The 16,587-nt window shown below is 72.7% G+C and carries 15 protein-coding genes and 1 riboswitch; of the genes, 9 read left to right on the top strand and 6 right to left on the bottom strand.

Annotation, left to right across the window (positions count from 1 at the left end; translation table 11 throughout):
• The first annotated feature begins 94 nt into the window (after window positions 1–94).
• On the top strand, window positions 95–2,125 hold the full coding sequence (gene recQ, locus ACI2LY_RS13250) for a DNA helicase RecQ (protein WP_404707209.1): 2,031 nt from the start codon (window positions 95–97) through the stop codon (window positions 2,123–2,125).
• 9 nt (window positions 2,126–2,134) lie between these two features.
• Here recQ and ACI2LY_RS13245 read toward each other — a convergent pair whose 3' ends face one another.
• Together ACI2LY_RS13245 and fahA are read right to left on the bottom strand one after the other, a co-directional pair.
• Window positions 2,135–3,073 (bottom strand): M56 family metallopeptidase, encoded by a 939-nt coding sequence (locus tag ACI2LY_RS13245; RefSeq protein ID WP_404707208.1) that lies wholly within the window; start codon window positions 3,071–3,073, stop codon window positions 2,135–2,137.
• A gap of 175 nt (window positions 3,074–3,248) precedes the next feature.
• On the bottom strand, window positions 3,249–4,475 hold the full coding sequence (gene fahA / locus ACI2LY_RS13240) for a fumarylacetoacetase (protein WP_404707331.1): 1,227 nt from the start codon (window positions 4,473–4,475) through the stop codon (window positions 3,249–3,251).
• 266 nt (window positions 4,476–4,741) lie between these two features.
• Here fahA and ACI2LY_RS13235 point away from each other — a divergent pair, with 266 nt between their 5' ends.
• The 3 genes from ACI2LY_RS13235 (at window position 4,742) to ACI2LY_RS13225 (ending at window position 8,131) form a co-directional block, all read left to right on the top strand.
• Entirely contained in the window at window positions 4,742–5,992 is a 1,251-nt protein-coding gene (locus ACI2LY_RS13235; RefSeq protein ID WP_404707330.1) for an ATP-grasp domain-containing protein, read from the top strand.
• A gap of 43 nt (window positions 5,993–6,035) precedes the next feature.
• On the top strand, window positions 6,036–7,238 hold the full coding sequence (locus ACI2LY_RS13230; protein ID WP_404707207.1) for an NAD(P)-binding domain-containing protein: 1,203 nt from the start codon (window positions 6,036–6,038) through the stop codon (window positions 7,236–7,238).
• A 65-nt stretch (window positions 7,239–7,303) separates the two neighbouring features.
• Complete coding sequence (locus ACI2LY_RS13225; RefSeq protein ID WP_404707206.1) at window positions 7,304–8,131, top strand: HAD family hydrolase; 828 nt, start codon at window positions 7,304–7,306, stop codon at window positions 8,129–8,131.
• Window positions 8,132–8,196: 65 nt separating this feature from the next.
• Here the strand turns inward: ACI2LY_RS13225 and ACI2LY_RS13220 are convergent, their stop codons facing one another.
• Complete coding sequence (locus ACI2LY_RS13220) at window positions 8,197–8,679, bottom strand: transglycosylase SLT domain-containing protein (protein ID WP_404707205.1); 483 nt, start codon at window positions 8,677–8,679, stop codon at window positions 8,197–8,199.
• A gap of 3 nt (window positions 8,680–8,682) precedes the next feature.
• A riboswitch (cyclic di-AMP (ydaO/yuaA leader) is annotated at window positions 8,683–8,918 on the bottom strand.
• Between the two features lie 548 nt (window positions 8,919–9,466).
• Between ACI2LY_RS13220 and ACI2LY_RS13215 the strand changes: the two genes are divergently transcribed.
• From ACI2LY_RS13215 to ACI2LY_RS13200, 4 genes are all read left to right on the top strand, one after another.
• Window positions 9,467–10,477, top strand: coding sequence for a polyprenyl synthetase family protein (locus ACI2LY_RS13215; RefSeq protein ID WP_404707204.1), 1,011 nt, complete (start codon window positions 9,467–9,469; stop codon window positions 10,475–10,477).
• Between the two features lie 223 nt (window positions 10,478–10,700).
• Window positions 10,701–11,894: an outer membrane lipoprotein carrier protein LolA gene (locus tag ACI2LY_RS13210; RefSeq protein WP_404707203.1), complete on the top strand. Its 1,194-nt coding sequence runs from the start codon at window positions 10,701–10,703 to the stop codon at window positions 11,892–11,894.
• Window positions 11,895–11,932: 38 nt separating this feature from the next.
• On the top strand, window positions 11,933–12,895 hold the full coding sequence (locus ACI2LY_RS13205) for an ABC transporter ATP-binding protein (RefSeq protein WP_404707202.1): 963 nt from the start codon (window positions 11,933–11,935) through the stop codon (window positions 12,893–12,895).
• Window positions 12,882–13,754 carry an ABC transporter permease gene (locus ACI2LY_RS13200; protein ID WP_393606980.1) on the top strand — a complete coding sequence of 291 codons (873 nt, stop codon included), beginning with the start codon at window positions 12,882–12,884 and terminating at the stop codon, window positions 13,752–13,754. Before ACI2LY_RS13205 ends, ACI2LY_RS13200 begins: the two co-directional genes overlap by 14 nt.
• Here the strand turns inward: ACI2LY_RS13200 and ACI2LY_RS13195 are convergent.
• On the bottom strand, window positions 13,751–14,332 hold the full coding sequence (locus tag ACI2LY_RS13195) for a flavodoxin family protein (RefSeq protein WP_404707201.1): 582 nt from the start codon (window positions 14,330–14,332) through the stop codon (window positions 13,751–13,753). The two genes, ACI2LY_RS13200 and ACI2LY_RS13195, sit on opposite strands and share 4 nt — an antisense overlap.
• A 186-nt stretch (window positions 14,333–14,518) precedes the next feature.
• Here ACI2LY_RS13195 and ACI2LY_RS13190 point away from each other — a divergent pair, with 186 nt between their 5' ends.
• Window positions 14,519–15,592, top strand: coding sequence for a hypothetical protein (locus ACI2LY_RS13190; protein ID WP_404707200.1), 1,074 nt, complete (start codon window positions 14,519–14,521; stop codon window positions 15,590–15,592).
• 7 nt (window positions 15,593–15,599) lie between these two features.
• On the opposite strand, the gene ACI2LY_RS13185 is transcribed toward ACI2LY_RS13190, so the two are convergent.
• Together ACI2LY_RS13185 and ACI2LY_RS13180 are read right to left on the bottom strand one after the other, a co-directional pair.
• The gene (locus ACI2LY_RS13185) at window positions 15,600–15,992 is read right to left on the bottom strand and encodes a hypothetical protein (RefSeq protein WP_404707199.1); all 393 of its coding nucleotides are present in this window, start codon (window positions 15,990–15,992) and stop codon (window positions 15,600–15,602) included.
• An 11-nt stretch (window positions 15,993–16,003) separates the two neighbouring features.
• Window positions 16,004–16,486, bottom strand: a complete 483-nt coding sequence (locus tag ACI2LY_RS13180; protein WP_404707198.1) for a VOC family protein — start codon at window positions 16,484–16,486, stop codon at window positions 16,004–16,006.
• Window positions 16,487–16,587: the final 101 nt, after the last annotated feature.

Here is a 16,587-nt window from a genome sequence, read left to right as displayed (position 1 = left end):
CCGGGGCTGTCGGCGCGGGCGCCTATGGTGGAGGCGGTGGTCGAGGGACCGCGTATCGGGCAGGGCGAGCAGCGGGACAGGTGGGATCAGCGGGATGACGACGGTGAGCGAGGGGCCGACCGTGGGCGGGAGCGAGGCGCTGGCCACGCTGCACCGGGTGTTCGGGTATGACGCGTTCCGGGGTGAGCAGGAAGCGGTCATCGAGCATGTGGTGGCGGGCGGTGACGCCCTGGTGCTCATGCCGACCGGTGGCGGAAAGTCGCTGTGCTACCAGATCCCGGCCATGGTCCGCCCCGGCACGGGCGTGGTCGTCTCGCCGCTGATCGCGCTGATGCAGGACCAGGTGGACGCGCTGCGCGCCCTCGGTGTCCGGGCGGGCTTCATCAACTCCACGCAGGGGTTCGACGAGCGGCGCACGGTGGAGGCCGAGTTCCTCGCCGGTGAGCTGGACCTGCTGTATCTGGCCCCGGAGCGGCTGCGGGTGGACGCCACGCTCAATCTGCTCTCCCGCGGCAAGATCTCCGTCTTCGCGATCGACGAGGCGCACTGCGTCTCCCAGTGGGGCCACGACTTCCGCCCCGACTATCTGTCCCTCTCCCTGCTCGGCGAGCGCTGGCCGGACGTGCCGAGGATCGCGCTCACGGCCACGGCCACCCGTGCCACCCACGAGGAGATCACCCACCGGCTGAACCTCCCCGAGGCCCGGCACTTCGTCGCCAGCTTCGACCGGCCCAACATCCAGTACCGCATCGTCCCCAAGGCCGACCCCAAGAAGCAGCTCCTCGCCTTCCTCCGCGAGGAGCACGTGGGCGACGCGGGCATCGTCTACTGCCTCTCCCGCAACTCGGTCGAGCGCACCGCGGAGTTCCTCACCGCCAACGGCATCGCGGCCGTCCCGTACCACGCGGGCCTGGACGCGGCCGTGCGCGCCGACCACCAGTCCCGGTTCCTGCGCGAGGACGGCCTGGTGGTCGTCGCCACCATCGCCTTCGGCATGGGCATCGACAAGCCCGACGTCCGCTTCGTCGCCCACCTCGACCTGCCCAAGTCCATCGAGGGCTACTACCAGGAGACCGGCCGCGCGGGCCGCGACGGCCTGCCCTCCACGGCCTGGATGGCGTACGGGCTCAACGACGTCGTGCAGCAGCGCAAGCTGATCCAGTCCGGCGAGGGCGACGAGGCGTTCCGCCGCCGGGCGGGTGCCCACCTCGACGCGATGCTGGCCCTGTGCGAGACCGTCCGGTGCCGCCGCGGCCAGCTCCTCGCCTACTTCGGCCAGAACCCGGACCAGGCGGCCTGCGGCAACTGCGACACCTGCCTCACCCCGCCGGAGACCTGGGACGGCACGGTGGCCGCGCAGAAGGTGCTCTCCACCGTGGTGCGGCTCCAGCGGGAGCGCGGCCAGAAGTTCGGCACCGTGCAGATCGTGGACATCCTGCTCGGCAAGCGCACCGCGAAGGTGATCCAGTTCGACCACGACCAGCTGTCCGTCTTCGGTATCGGCGACGATCTGGCCGAGGGCGAATGGCGGGGCGTGGTAAGGCAGTTGCTCGCCCAGGGCCTGCTGGCCGTCGAGGGGGAGTACGGCACGCTGGTGATCACCGAGGCGAGCGGGGAGGTGCTGCGGCGCGAGCGCGAGGTGCCGCTGCGCAAGGAGCCGAAGCGGCCGACCGTGGCCCGCTCCTCCGGCCGGGATGCGCGCAAGGGGAAGTCCGCGGCGGCCGAGCTGCCCGCCGAGCTGGTGCCCGTCTTCGAGGCGCTGCGCGCCTGGCGCGCCGAGCAGGCGAAGGAGCAGGGTGTCCCGGCGTACGTCATCTTCCACGACGCCACGCTCCGCGAGATCGCCACCAGCCACCCCCGCTCGGTGCGCGAGCTGGGCACGCTGAACGGGGTCGGCGAGAAGAAGCTCGCCACCTACGGGGAGGGTGTGCTCGCGGTGCTCGAGGCCCAGGGCACCCCGGCCACCGCACCGGAAGCGGCAGCACCCAAGGCCCAGGCCCAAGCCCAGGCCCCCGCAGCCGCTCCGGCACCCGCATCGGCACCCGCGTCAGCCTCCGCCGCTTCCCCCGCCTCCGACCTCTACTGGCCCGAGGGCGAGGAGGAGCCGGAGCCGGACTGGTCCTGACCGGCCGCGTCACGCCAGCGCGGTCAGCCCCGGCGCGAAGGTGATCAGCAGCGGCAGCAGCGGCACCAGCGCGGCCAGGGCGGTGGTCAGCGCCCGGTGTCCGCGCCGCAGCCGGGGCGGCGGTTCCAGCAGCCGGTCCACCCGCTCCCCGAGCAGCCGGTGGCTGGAGGCGCAGGACAGCACGCCCCGGTGCTGGTTCAGCTCGATCAGGGCCAGCGCGGTGGTGACATGGCCGCAGCGCCGGGAGGCGGTGTCGTCGGCGGCCAGCTCGACCAGCCGGTGCGTCTGGTCGCGGAAGTGGGCGAAGAGCGGGATGCGCGGAAAGCCCGTGGCGAGCGCGCTCGACAGATGCAGCAGCCAGTCGTGGTGGGCGCGGGCGTGGCCCCGCTCATGGGTGAGGACCGCGTCGACCTGGTGCCCGGTGAGCCGGTGCAGCGCCCCCGTGGTCACCACCAGCTGGGCCGGATGGCCGGGCATCCACCAGGCGTCCGGGTACTCGTCCTCCAGCACCAGCAGCGGACCGCGCGCCGGGGGCAGCCCGGCGGGCAGGTCCGGCGCGCGCTCCCGCAGCTGTGCGCGGGCCGCCCCGCGCCGCCGCCGGGCCTCCGTCAGCTCGCGGCCCAGCATCGCCGTGGTCCAGGCGGCGCCGGAGGCCAGCAGCAGGGTGAGGGCGGTGGCCCAGGCGGGCGCGGCGGAGAGGTCGTAGGCGGCGGTGACGGCGGGCGGGGCCGGGGCGAAGACATGGTCGCGGACGGTGTGGAAGACGGCCGCCGCGCCCAGGACCAGCGCGGTCAGGCAGCACAGCAGCACCGTGGCGACCAGGCACTGCCACACCCACAGCGCCACCACCGGTTCCCGCTCCGGCCAGTCGGCGCGGGTCAGCGCCCGGGGCGCCGGTACGGCGGCCGTCAGGGCGAGAACGGTCAGCAGGAGCAGGCAGACGGTCATGCCGGGGCTCCGGTTCCTGGTCGGGCGTGCCTGGTCGGAAAGGGGTACGGCCCGCTGGGACGCGGGTGCGTGCCACCCGGTTCGTATGCCGTCAGTATGACCGCCCCGGCCCGGCGAGGACAGGCATAAGGCACCACACGCACCCCTCCGGCCCGCCCCCGTCTCAACCCCCGTCTCAGCCGCTGACGATCCGCCCCTCGACCTCGCCGAGGCCGATCCGGCTCCCGTCCTTCCCCGGCGCCCAGGCCGTGAAGGTCACCACGTCGCCGTCCTCCAGGAACGCCCGCTTGCCGTCGGGGAGTTCGAGCGGATCACGCCCGTTCCAGGTCAGCTCCAGCAGCGAGCCGCGCTGCCGCTCCTCGGGGCCGCTGACCGTGCCGGAGGCGTACAGGTCGCCGGTGCGCAGCGAGGCGCCGTTCACCGTGAGGTGGGCGAGCTGCTGGGCGCCGGTCCAGTACATGGTGGAGAAGGGCGGCTCGGCCACCACCTCGCCGTTGATCGCGACCGAGATCCGCAGGTCGTAGCCGCCGGGCTCGACGCCGGGGGCCGAGTCGTCGAGGTAGGGCAGCAGCGGATGGGTGCGCTCGGGCGGGGCCACCCGCGCTTCCTCCAGCGCGGCCAGCGGGGTGATCCACGCCGAGACGGAGGTGGCGAAGGACTTGCCGAGGAACGGGCCGAGCGGGACGTACTCCCACGCCTGGATGTCCCGCGCCGACCAGTCGTTGAGCAGGCAGAGCCCGAAGACGTGGTCCCGGAACCCGGTCAGCGGGACCGGGGTGCCCTGCGCGGAGGGCACGCCCACCACGAAGCCGACCTCCGCCTCGATGTCCAGCCGGATGGAGGGCCCGAAGACCGGTGCCGGGTCGGCGGGGGCCTTGCGCTGGCCGGAGGGGCGGACGACATCGGTGCCGGAGACCACGATCGTGCCCGCCCGGCCGTGGTAACCGATGGGCAGGTGCTTCCAGTTGGGGGTGAGCGGGTCGGGGGAGTCGGGGCGGAAGATCTGGCCGACGTTCCGGGCGTGGTGCTCGGAGGCGTAGAAGTCGACGTAGTCGGCGACCTCGAAGGGCAGGTGCAGGGTGACCTGCGCCAGCTCATGGAAAAGAGGCTCCACGGCGTCCCGGTGCGCGGGCAGCGTGACCCACGCGGTGAGCGCCGCGCGGACCTCGGCCCAGACGGCGGGCCCGGCGGCCAGCAGCGGGTTGAGGGTCGGCGCGGTGAGCAGGTCCGCGTGCGGGAAGTCCAGCGCGGTGGCGGCGGCTCCCGCGTCCAGGACATGGTCGCCGAGCCGGACACCGACCCGGCGATCGGCGCCGTCGGTGCTGCCGGAGGGCGAGAACACGCCATAGGGCAGGTTGTGCGGTCCGAAGGGGTCGCCCTCGGGAACGTCGAACGGTGGCACGGGGGGCATGGGGTGCTGCCTCACTCTCATCCGCTTCGGCCTGGGTTGATGATCCATGGCGTCGGGCCACACGTTACGGCCGGAGGTGGTGTGTTGGGCAGGGTGCGGGGGCTGCTCCGGGCCGTGTCTAAAGAGTTCGCAATGTCCGAGTAGTGCTTGTCGGAGGGATGTGTTCCGGCTTAGCGTCCTTCGGGGGACACGGACGGGGTGGGTCCGGTCCAAAAGGGGGACACGTGGGGGGACCCGTGGCCGGAAGCCGCTTCGGCGTGCCGTTCGAGGCGGACCGTGAAGTGCCCGGCCTGATAGTGAAGTTCGGCGGCTATCCGCTGCACCACGGCGGCGTCGGCGCGATCCGCAGCCTCGGCCGGCTGGGTGTGCCGATGTACGCCATCACCGAGGACCCGTACACACCGGCCGCCGCGTCCCGTTATCTGGAGCGGGCGTTCGTCTGGCCGACGACCGGCGCGGAGGAACCGGCCCACCTGGTCGAGGGGTTACGGAGGATCGGCCGCCGCATCGGCCGTCCGGCCGTTTTGATCCCGACCGACGAGGAGGCGGCCGTCCTCATCGCCGAGCACCAGGACGAGCTGTCCGGCGCCTTCCTGTTCCCGCGCGTCGACGCGACCCTGCCGAGGCGGCTGGCCAGCAAGCAGGGGCTGCACGAACTGTGCCAGGAGCACGGCCTCGCCACCCCGACGACCGTCTTCCCGCGCTCGCACGACGAGATCGTGGCCTTCGCGGACCAGGCGCTGTTCCCGGTGGTGGCCAAGAACCGTGAGGCATTCGTCCGGCGCAGCCGCCCCGCCGTGGGCGGCACCACCCGGATCGGCACCCGCGCCGGACTGCTCGCCCTCGCCCGCGATTGGGGCGACGACCCCGGCGTGATCCTCCAGGAGTATCTGCCGAGGGAGGCGGCCGAGGACTGGATCGTGCACGCCTGCTTCGACACGGACGCGAACCCGCTCGCCGTCTTCACCGGCGTCAAGGTCCGCTCCTGGCCCCCGCACGCGGGCATGACCGCCCACGCGTACGTCGTCGACAACCCCGAACTCGCCGACCTGGCCACGAGGTTCGTGAAACAGCTCGGCTTCGCCGGGGTCGTCGACCTCGACCTGCGCTTCGACCGCCGCGACGGCCAGTACAAGCTGCTGGACTTCAACCCCCGGATGGGCGCCCAGTTCCGGCTCTTCGAGAGCGAGTCGGGCGTGGACGTCGTACGGGCCCTGCATCTGGACCTCACCGGCCGGGCCGTCCCCGAGGGCGAGCAGCGGGCCGGGCGCAGGTTCGTCGTGGAGAACATCGACCTGCCCGCCCTGCTCGCCTACCGGCGCAGCGGCTACACCACCCCGTCCGCCCCGGCGCGGGCCGAGGGCACGGAGCTGGCGTGGTTCGCGGGCGACGACCCGATGCCGTTCCTCACGATGCTCGCCCGCTTCGGCCGCCCCGGCGCGAAGCACCTCTACCAGCTCTGGCGGACCAGCCGCCGGGGCGGCGGCACCCCGCAGTCCACGAAGTAGGCAAGGCCACGCACGTGGCGCACCGCGTCCTGGGAGGGACTTCGTGATCCGACCGGTTGCAGTCATCGGGGCCGGGCCGTACGGCCTGTCCACCGCCGCCCACCTGCGGGCGCGCGGCATCCCCGTACGCGTCTTCGGCGACCCCATGGTCAGCTGGCGCGACCACATGCCGGAGGGGATGCTGCTGAAATCCACCCCGGCCGCCTCGAACTTCGACTGCCCGCAGCCCGGCCACACGCTCGCCGACTACTGCGACGCGGCGGGCGTCCGGCGCCTGGTCACCGACGAGGACATCGTCCCGGCGGAGACCTTCATCGGGTACGGGGAGTGGTTCCAGCGGCGGCTGGTGCCGGATCTGGAGCAGGTCCGGGTGGTGTCGGTGGAGCGGGGGCGGCCCGGCGGGTTCGAGCTGAAGCTCGACTCGGGGGAGCAGTTCGCGGCGCGCGCCGTGGTGGTCGCCACCGGGCTCTCCGGCTTCGCCCACCTGCCCGCCGAGCTGGCCGGGGCGGCGCTCGGCGGGCCCGCGCTGGTCTCGCACAGCTCCCAGCACCATGACCTCGGCCGGTTCGCGGGCAAGGAGCTGATCGTCGTCGGCGCCGGACAGTCCGCGCTGGAGACCGCCGCCCTGGCCGCCGAGGCGGGCGCGAAGGTGCGGGTCGTCTCGCGCGGCCGGGGGAAGGTCGCCTTCGGCGCGCCGCCCTGGAAGCAGCCCCGGTTCCGGCCCGAGTCGCCGTTCGGCCGCGCCTGGTCGCTGTGGGCGCTCAGCTACCACGCCGACCCCTACCGCTTCCTGCCCGAGGCCACCCGGCACCTGCTGGTCCGCCGGGTGCTCGGTCCGCTCGGCGCCTGGTGGCTGCGGGACCGCTTCGAGGGCCGGGTGCGGGTGACGGAGGTGGCGCGGGTGGCGTCCGCCGAGGCGGTGGACGGCGCGCCCGTGCTCACCGTGCGTACCCACGGCGGCCGCACCGACCGGCTCACCGCCGACCACGTCATCGCGGCCACCGGCTACCGGGTCGACCTGGGCGCGCTGGACTTCCTCGGCCCCGGCCTGCGCACCGGCCTCGCGGCCACCCGGGGCGCTCCCCGCCTCGGCCCCGGCTACGTCTCCTCGCTGCCCGGCCTGTACTTCACCGGTCTGCCCGCGGCGGCGTCGTACGGGCCGGTGATGCGCTTCGTGTGCGGCACGGAATTCGCCTCCCCGCGGCTGGCGAGGCACCTGGCGGCGGCACACGGCGCGCGGAGCTGATGGGTACGTCAACTCCGGTGCGCGCGGGGTGAGTCGGGGGGACCCGTGATCCGTATTCTCTGATCATGGCCGCACCCTCCGCTCCCTCCCCGCGCTCCCGTCCCTCGCTCATCGCCACCGACCTGGACGGGACGCTGCTGCGCGGCGACGACACGTTCTCCGCCAGGTCGCTCGCCGCGCTCGCGGAGGCGGCCCGCGCCGGTGCCCGGCACCTGGTGGTCACGGGCCGCCCCGCGCCCCGCGTACGCCCCCTGCTGGCCGCGCTCGGCGGCACGGGGCTCGCGGTGTGCGCGCAGGGCGCCCAGGTCTACGACGCCGCGACCCACACCCTGCTGTGGTCGGTCCGGCTGGACCGGGAGCTGGCCGAGACCGCGCTCGGCAAGATCGAGGCGGAGGTGGGCCAGGTGCATGCGGCCGTCGACCAGGACGGCGTGGACGGGCTCACCCTGATCGAGCCCGGCTACCGGATGCCGCACCCGACCCTGCCCGCCGTACCGGTGGAGCGGCGCGCGGAGCTGTGGCGCGCACCGATCAGCAAGGTGCTGCTGCGCCACCCCGGCCTGTCCGACGACGAACTGGCGGCCACGGCCCGCTCGGTCGTCGGCTCGCTGGCCACGGTCACCATGTCGGGCCCCGGCACGGTCGAGCTGCAGCCGTGCGGGATCACCAAGGCGACCGGTCTCGCGCTGGCCGCCGAGCGCCTGGGCCGCGCCCGCCGGGACACGGTGGCCTTCGGCGACATGCCGAACGACATCCCGATGTTCCAGTGGGCGGCGCACGGCGTCGCCATGGCGGGCGCCCACCCGGAGCTGAAGGCGGTGGCCGACGAGGTCACCCTCTCCAACGAGGACGACGGGGTGGCCGTCGTCCTGGAGCGTCTCTTCGCCCGGTGACACGGGCGGCCCCCGCCGTACGCGCGAGGCGTGCGACGGGGGCGCGGTGCGACGGTTGTACCGGCTTAGTACGGGCCGTTGACGTTGTCGATCGAGCCGTAGCGGTGGAACGCGTAGTTGCAGGCGGCGGTGATGTTGGCGACCGGGTTGTACGGGTCGAAGGAGGTGCCGGCCACGTGGTACGTGGCGAAGGTGGGGTCGATCACCTGGAGCAGGCCCTTGGACGGGGTGCCCTTGATGGCGTTGATGTCCCAGTTGTTGATGGCCAGCGGGTTGCCCGAGGACTCGCGCATCACGTTGCGGTGGATGCCGTTGTAGGTGCCCGGGATGCCCTTCTCGGCCATGATCGCCAGGGACTGGCGGATCCAGCCGTCCAGGTTGTTCGGGTACACGGTGGAGGCGGCGGCGGGCTTGGCGGCCGGGGCGGCGGAGGCGCTGGTGGCGCCGATGAGGGGGAGCGCGAACATCGCGGCACCGGTACCGGTGACGGCGAGCGTGCGGACGATGCGCTTGGTGCGGGCACGGCGCGGCTGAGCAACAGCAGACATGTCGAAGTTCCTCTCCGTCGCCTGCGAGGTGAGCTGTCGGGTTCGGGCGGGGAGGTGCCCGGCCGCGTCGTCCCCGGTGCCCGTCGGACACCGGGGACGATTTCGGCTTCACCCCGAGCCGTCCCGGCGCGACATGGGTCGCACCGGTCCGGCGGCTTACCTGGGTCCCCCGCTCCTGCCGTACGAATGAGTTCGTGAGTGGGTGTGTCAGACGCGGCAGGATTCGGCGTTCGCCTGACAGGGCGGGAACGTATGCGACCGCACATGTCCGGAACAAGTACCGGATTCACCCGAAGTACTAGTTGACCTTGGTCTGTCCCAAATGGCCTACTTGATCCTTTGCGGTCGCCAACCCTCAACTTCCGTACCGGGCACGGTGAGAAGGGGGTGAGAGGGGGGTTCGCGGGGGTAGGCGCGGAAGAGCGGCCCGCGTGAGCCAACTCACGGAATCGCAAAATACGCAAAATCAGACATGGGGGATTATGTGCATTTGGGCCGTCTGTGGGTATTAGGGAGTGTCGGTCCCGTCGGGGCGGAACCTCTGGGGCACTCCCGTTCGTTGGACCGGCATGACCCCCGGAGTGCCGGATCGTCCGACCGACTCCCCTCATATCGACCCTTGTCCATCCATCCAGGACATGCCGGACGAAAACCGATACCTCGTGAGCTGGACCGGTGGGTGCGATCGGTGATCCAAAGAGGACCGGATACGCTGACTTGACTGATGGCAGCGACCTATCGACAAGCCGTGAAGTCGCCAGCAGACACCAGCAGACAGGAGAACCTCGTGACCGTCGTCGGGCCGTTCGGGCTGAGCGTGCGGGACCAGGCACTGGAAGCCGATGTCCAGGCCGGACTGGCGGCTGTCGAGGCGGGCCTGCTAGAGGCCACCAAGAGCGAGGTCCCCTTCATCACCGGCTCCGCCCAGCACCTGGTGCGGGCCGGGGGCAAGCGGTTCCGTCCGCTGCTCGTGCTGCTGTCCGCCCAGTTCGGCGACCGGCACGCCCCGCGCATCGTGCCCTCCGCCGTCGTCGTCGAGCTGACCCACCTGGCCACGCTCTACCACGACGACGTCATGGACGAGGCGGCCGTGCGGCGCGGCGTGGACAGCGCCAACACCCGCTGGGGCAACTCCGTCGCGGTGCTCACCGGTGACTTCCTCTTCGCCCGCGCCACGCAGATACTCGCCGATCTCGGCCCCGAGGCCGTCCGCGTCCAGGCCCTCGCCTTCGAGCGCCTCGTCACCGGCCAGATACTGGAGACCGCGGGTCCCCAGGACGGCCGCGACCCCGTCGAGCACTACCTCGACGTGCTCTCCGGCAAGACCGGCTCCCTGGTCGCCGTGTCCTGCCGGTTCGGCGCCATGATGTCCGGCGCCGACGAGAGCGTCGTCGACGTGCTCACCCAGTACGGCGAGCGCCTCGGCGTCGCCTTCCAGCTCGCCGACGACGTGCTGGACATCGCCTCCGACTCCGACGAGTCCGGCAAGACCCCCGGCACCGACCTGCGCGAGGGCGTGCCCACGCTGCCCGTGCTGCGGCTGCGCGAGCGCGCCGCCCGGCTCGGCGAGCCCGCCGACCTCGCGCTGTGCGAGCTGCTGGACTCCGACCTCACCGACGACGCCCGGCTCGCCCAGGCGCTCACCGCGCTGCGCGCCCACCCCGCGCTGGACCAGGCCCGCCGCGACGCGGTGCGGTACGCGGAGGAGGCCCGCGCCGCGCTCGCCCCGCTGAAGGACTGCACGGCGAAGACGGCGCTGATCGAGCTGTGCGACGCCGTGGTGCACCGGGCCGGCTAGGACGTGCCGCTGCCCGACCCCTACGGGTCGGCGCGGGCGTCCGGTGCGTACGTCATACCGCAGGCGTACGCCGAGTTGGCTCCGTGGGCTGACGTTTGAGGACTGCCGAATTGGTCTGATGGGAACCAGGGAAACCACCACTCCTCACCGATCCGGGTGAGAATGGCGGCTCAGGTGGAACCCATAGAGCGCAGCCGCCGCCGACGACGGAGGTAAGGCAGACATGGCACCGTACGAATCCGACCACGCGACCGGCACCGGCCCCGACGAGGACCCGCGTACCGGCCGCCGCAAGGCCGCCCGGTACGTCGTGCCCGTCGCGGTGGTGGGTGTCGCGGCCGCCACCATCGGGCTGGTCCCGGCCCTCGCCGCCTCCGGCGACCCGGACCTGCCGAAGATCAGCGCCCAGCAGCTCGTCGAGAAGATCGCCAAGTCCGACGTCCAGCGGATGTCCGGCACCGTCAAGGTCAGCACCGACCTCGGCCTGCCCGACCTCGGCTCCCTCCAGGGCACCATGGGCTCCGGCGAGCAGGGCGACGGCTCCTCCGCCGACCCGCGCACCAAGCTCACCGAGCTGACCTCCGGCACCCACACCCTGCGGGTGGCCGCCGACGGCCCCGAGAAGCAGAAGGTCTCGCTGCTGGAGCGCGACGCCGAGTACAGCCTCATCCACAGCGGCAAGGACGTGTGGGGCTACGACAGCGCGAGCAACGAGGTCTTCCACACCACCGCCCAGCACTCCGGCGAGCAGGGCGACAAGCGCGGGCACCAGCCGTCCGCCACGCCCGACGACTTCGCCAAGGAGGCCCTGAAGTCGGTCGACGGCACCACCTCGGTCACTGTCGACGGCACCACCCGGATCGCGGGCCGCGACGCCTACCAGCTCGTGATCAAGCCCAAGCAGGCCGGTTCCACCGTCCGGGACGTCACCATCGGCGTCGACGCCAAGACCGGGCTGCCGCTGAAGTTCACCCTCGCCCCGAAGAGCGGCGGCGCCCCCGTGTTCGACGCGGGCTTCACCAAGGTCTCCTTCGCCGCGCCGCCCGCCTCCACCTTCGACTTCCGCCCGCCCAAGGGTGCGAAGGTGACCGAGGAGAAGCCGGGCAAGGACGAGCACGCTCCCGACTTCGGCGGCCAGTTCGCGCCGGGCGACCTCAGCGGCGCCGACACCATCGGCGAGGGCTGGACCACCATCGCCAAGTTCGACACCGGCGCCAAGGGCGACAAGTCGTCCCAGCAGGGCGGCGCGATGGGCGGCTTCCTCGGCTCGCTCGGCGACCCGGTCTCCGGCGACTTCGGCAAGGGCACCGTCTTCTCCACCCGCCTGGTCAACGCCCTGATCACCGACGACGGCACCGTGTACGCGGGCGCGGTCACCAAGAACGCCCTGGTCAAGGCGGCCGACGCGGACAAGTAGCCCGCCCGCCGGAGCCGCCCGACACACGAAGGGGACCGATGGAGCCACCGTCCGCCACCGGAGAGGAAGCCGCGCCGGTCATCGCCACGCGCGGCCTCACCAAGCGGTTCCGGGGCGGACAGCTCGCCGTGGACGGTCTGGACCTGACCGTCCCGGCGGGCAGCGTCTTCGGCTTCCTCGGCCCCAACGGCTCCGGCAAGACCACCACCATCCGCATGCTGATGGGCCTGATCGACCCGACCTCGGGCACCGCACACGTCCTGGGCCGCCCCATGCCGGGCGCCACCCACGCCGTACTGCCCGAGGTCGGCGCCCTCATCGAGGGCCCCGCGCTCTACGGCTTCCTCTCCGGCCGGGACAACCTGCTGCGCTACGACGCCGCCGACCCGGCCGCCGACCCCCGCACCCGGCGCGCCCGCGTCGCCGCCGCGCTGGAGCGGGTGGGGCTCGCCGCGGCCGGGGGCAAGAAGGCGAAGGCGTACTCGCTCGGCATGAAGCAGCGCCTCGGCCTGGCCGCCGCCCTGCTCCGGCCGCGCCGTCTGCTCGTGCTGGACGAGCCCACCAACGGTCTCGACCCGCAGGGCATGCGCGAGATCCGGGGCCTGATCCGCGAACTGGCCGCCGACGGCACCACCGTCTTCCTCTCCTCCCACCTCCTCGACGAGATCGAGCAGGTCTGCACGCACGCGGCGGTGATGGCCCGCGGTCGGCTGGTGATCCAGGGCGCGGTGGCCGACCTGTCCGCCGGGGCGCGCGGCAGGCTCGCCGTGACCACCCCGGACCCGGCCGACGCGGCCCGCGTGCTCAAGGAGCAGGGCGTCACCGACCTCGCGGTGACCGGCGGGACGGTCACCGGGGAACCGCCCGCCCGCGACCTCGCCGAGGTGAACGCGGCCCTGGTCGCGGCGGGTGTGCGGGTACGGGGGTTCACGCTGGAACGGGCCTCGCTGGAGGACGCGTTCGTGGCACTGACCGGAGAGGGCTTCGATGTCGCGGGCTGAGACCACGTACCCCGCCGTGCCCCGGCCGCTGTGGACCTTCGGGCTGCTGCGCAGCGAGCTGGTCACCACCCTGCGCCGCTGGCGCACCCTGGTCCTGCTCGCGGTGCTGGCGGCGGTGCCGGTGCTGATCGGGATCGCGGTACGGGTCGAGACGGGCGGCGGCGGGGACCCGGACCGGGGCGGTGGGGGGCCCGCCTTCATCGCGCAGGTCACCAACAACGGGCTGTTCCTGGTCTTCACCGCGCTCGCGGCGACCCTGCCGTTCTTCCTGCCGATGGCGGTCGGGGTGATCGCCGGGGACGCGGTGGCGGGCGAGGCGGGCGCGGGCACGCTGCGCTATCTGCTGGTCGCCCCGGCGGGCCGGACCCGGCTGCTGCTGACCAAGTACGCGACCGTCCTGGCCTTCTGCCTGCTGGCCACCCTGGTCGTCGCGGTGTCCGCGCTGGCCGTGGGCGCGCTGCTGTTCCCGCTCGGCGAGGTCACGACCATCTCCGGCACCCGGATCGGCTTCGGCGAGGGCCTGCTGCGGGCGCTGCTGATCGCCCTGGCCGTGGCGGCCTCGCTGATCGGGGTGGCGGCGCTCGGGCTGTTCGTGTCGACGCTGACCAACAGCGGGATCGCGGCGATGGCGACCACCGTGGGGCTGTTGATCACGGTGCAGATCCTCGACCAGATCCCGCAGCTGCACGCCATCCAGCCGTATCTGTTCTCCCACTACTGGCTGTCCTTCGCCGACCTCCTGCGCGACCCGGTCCTCTGGGACGACCTCCGCCGCAACCTGGTCCTCCAGGGGATCTACGCGGCGGTCTTCGGCACGGCGGCGTGGGCGCGGTTCACGGCGAAGGACATCACGGCCTAGCGGCCCGGGAAGCGGGCGAGGGGGGTCTCGCCCGCGAAGAAGGTCTTCGCGCGGGCCAGTGCCTCGGTGTCGTTCCGTACGTCACCGGGTCCGCTGCCGTTGCCGAGCAGCACCCCGCCGAAGCGCATCCTCAGGTACGCGGCGGAGTTGTTGAGGCTGCCGATGAGCGGCTCGGCGACCGAGGGGTCCCGGTCCGCGAGCGCGGTCACGCCCCACAGGGTCCGGCCCGCCATGGCGTCCTTGAAGCCGACCTCGGGGATACGCAGCCAGCCCGACCAGTGGTCCAGGTAGCGCTTGGTGAGGCTGGAGAGGGAGTACCAGTACAGCGGGGAGGCGATCACGATGTCCGTGGCGGCCAGGGTGGCGTCCAGCAGCATCCCGGCGGGGGTGTCGGCGGCGGGGCGTACGTGGTCGCTGTCGTGCCGCAGGTCCTCGGCCTCGGGCAGCGGCAGCCCGGCCAGCCGGACCCACTCCTGCTCCACATCCTCGGGCAACTGCTCGGCGGCCGCGCGGGCGACGAACTCGGTGTTGCCCTCGGCGCGGGCGCTGCCCAGGACGAAGAGAAAACGACGGCTCATGGGGACCCCAGGGACAAGAGAAGTTTAATCCGCATGCATCTTATGCACATGCAACCATCTCCTCGCAAGGGTGGCTGGTGCGAGGCTGTGACGTCGTGGTGACCCGCGAGGCGCGGCGGAGGGCGAGACTGGCTATCAGGAGGCGTACGACCGGAACGCGGCGCCAGGGGAGTGGGGGAAAAGCGGATGTCCCGACTGAGCTTCGAGAAGCGGCGCGGGGACCTGGAGCGGTCGGTCCAGGTCCGCGTCTCGGTCACCGGCGCGGCGTCGGTCGCGGGCACCCCGGTCCTCCCGGCTCCGGACGAGGACATCCACGACGCGGTGCTCAGCCACCTCCAGCACCTGGCCACGACGCGGGGTACGGCGATACGGGCCACCATCCACGACGACGCGGCGGGCTGCCTGGTCCCGCTGGAGATCTCGCCGGACGGGACGACCCGGGTGACGGGGACCCCGACCCGGCTGCCCGCGGCGCCGGGGACCGTGCAGCCGCCCCGGGGGGTCTTCGGGCCGCCGCCGGTCATGGGGGGTACGCCCACGGCCGGGCGGATAGCCGGGACCACGAAGCACCGGACCATCAACTACAAGAAGAACAAGCCCGGTTCGGTCCCCGAGTTCGTCCCCGCTCCCTCCCCCGCTCCCTCCCCCGCTCCCGAGCCGGGACCCGAACTCGTCCTCGGCCCCGAGCCGACCCCGGAGGCCGCCCCCCAGCCGGACCCCGAACCCATCCCGCCGAGCCGCTTCGACGCCATCGCGGAGGAGATGCTCGCGGAAGCCCCCGCGGCGGAGACGCCGGACGGGGCCGAGGCGTGGACGACGGCACTGGGACGCGTCGGGGACGCCGTACGGGACGGAGAGGTCGAGCGGGCCGCCGAGTTGGCGAGCCGGGCGGTGGCCGACGCGTCCGGCGTGCTGGGCCCCCGGCACCCCGAGGTGCTGCATCTGCGCGAACTGTGCGCGTACATCGCGTACTTGACCGGCGACCCGGCCCGCGCCTTCGACCTCTCGCTGGACCTGGCCCGCAAGCGCGCCGAGTCGGGCGACCCGGCGGCGGCCTACGGCAACGTACGCAGCGCGGCGACCGCCTGGCGCGCGGTGGGCGACGCGGAGCAGGCGCTCCGGATGGGCCGCGACCTGATCGAGGTGTGGACCGCGCTCGCGGCGAAGCCCGGCCCGGCCGCCGCCGACCCCCGCCCCCTGGAGTCGGCGCACACCCGGATGACCCGGCTGACCGCGCGCGCGGCCGCGGCCGACGCGTGAGGTCACCTCACTTCAGGACCGTGCCCTCACAGCTCTCCGCGACCCGCACCACGCCGAGAACCACGGGGTAGTCGGTGATCTGCTGGTTCGGCCCCGGCCGGGTGCGGCAGATCTTCCACTCCGCCGGGTCGTCCACCGAACGCCCCTTCCCGCTCACGTCCTTGAGGGTCACCTCGGTATCGGGACCCATCTGCTCGATCGCCCGCCCGGCGTTGCCGCCGATGATGTCCATCATGGAGGCGGTGACCGGCTGAGGGTTCGCACTGGCGGACTTCGAGGCGGACGGGGTGGCCGGGGCGGGCGCCGGGTGGCGATCCGGTACGGACGCCCCGGCGCAGGCGCTGACCGAGGCCAGCAGGGCGACGGCGAGGACGGGTCTCAGAAACTCACGGATGGTCATGCCCCTGTCTACTACTGGACGCAGAACTCGTTCCCCTCGGGGTCGGCCAGTACGGTCCACGACCCCGCGGGCTCACTGACCTCACGCAGCACGGTCGCCCCCAGCGCGGTCAGCCGCGCCACCTCGTCCTTCCGCCGCTCCGGCCCGGCGTGCAGGTCGAGATGCAGCCGGTTCTTGCCGCCCTTCGCCTCCGGCACCCGCTGAAAGAGCAGCCGCCGCCCCAGCCCGGTCCCCGTCTCCGGGTCGTACGGATCATCGGGATGCCGCACAGCCACCAGATCCCGGAACGCGGGCCGCCCGTGATACTCCACCGTCGCCTCCCCGGCCAACGCCCCCACCGCCAACAACCGCTCGATCAAAGCGCTGTTGTCCTCGGGCTCGTAGTGCAGGGCCGCCCCCCAGAAGTCGGCCTGCGTGTGCGGGTCGACCGCGTCGACCACAACCTTCCAGTGCAGCGGCTCGGACCGCGATGAAGAAGATGCAGAAGTCGTCATGCAGCCCTTATAGCGCCAGAGACCCGCCCACATAGCCAGTTACACCACTTCCGCGCGCCCGAACCTGTAGCCCGACCACACGTACGTGCCCCACACCCCGC

The organism is Streptomyces sp. NPDC002176 (assembly GCF_044903645.1).
GTDB lineage: Bacteria > Actinomycetota > Actinomycetes > Streptomycetales > Streptomycetaceae > Streptomyces.
The sequence above is the reverse complement of the archived record's forward strand: the minus strand, read 5'-3'. Positions and strand labels throughout refer to the sequence as shown.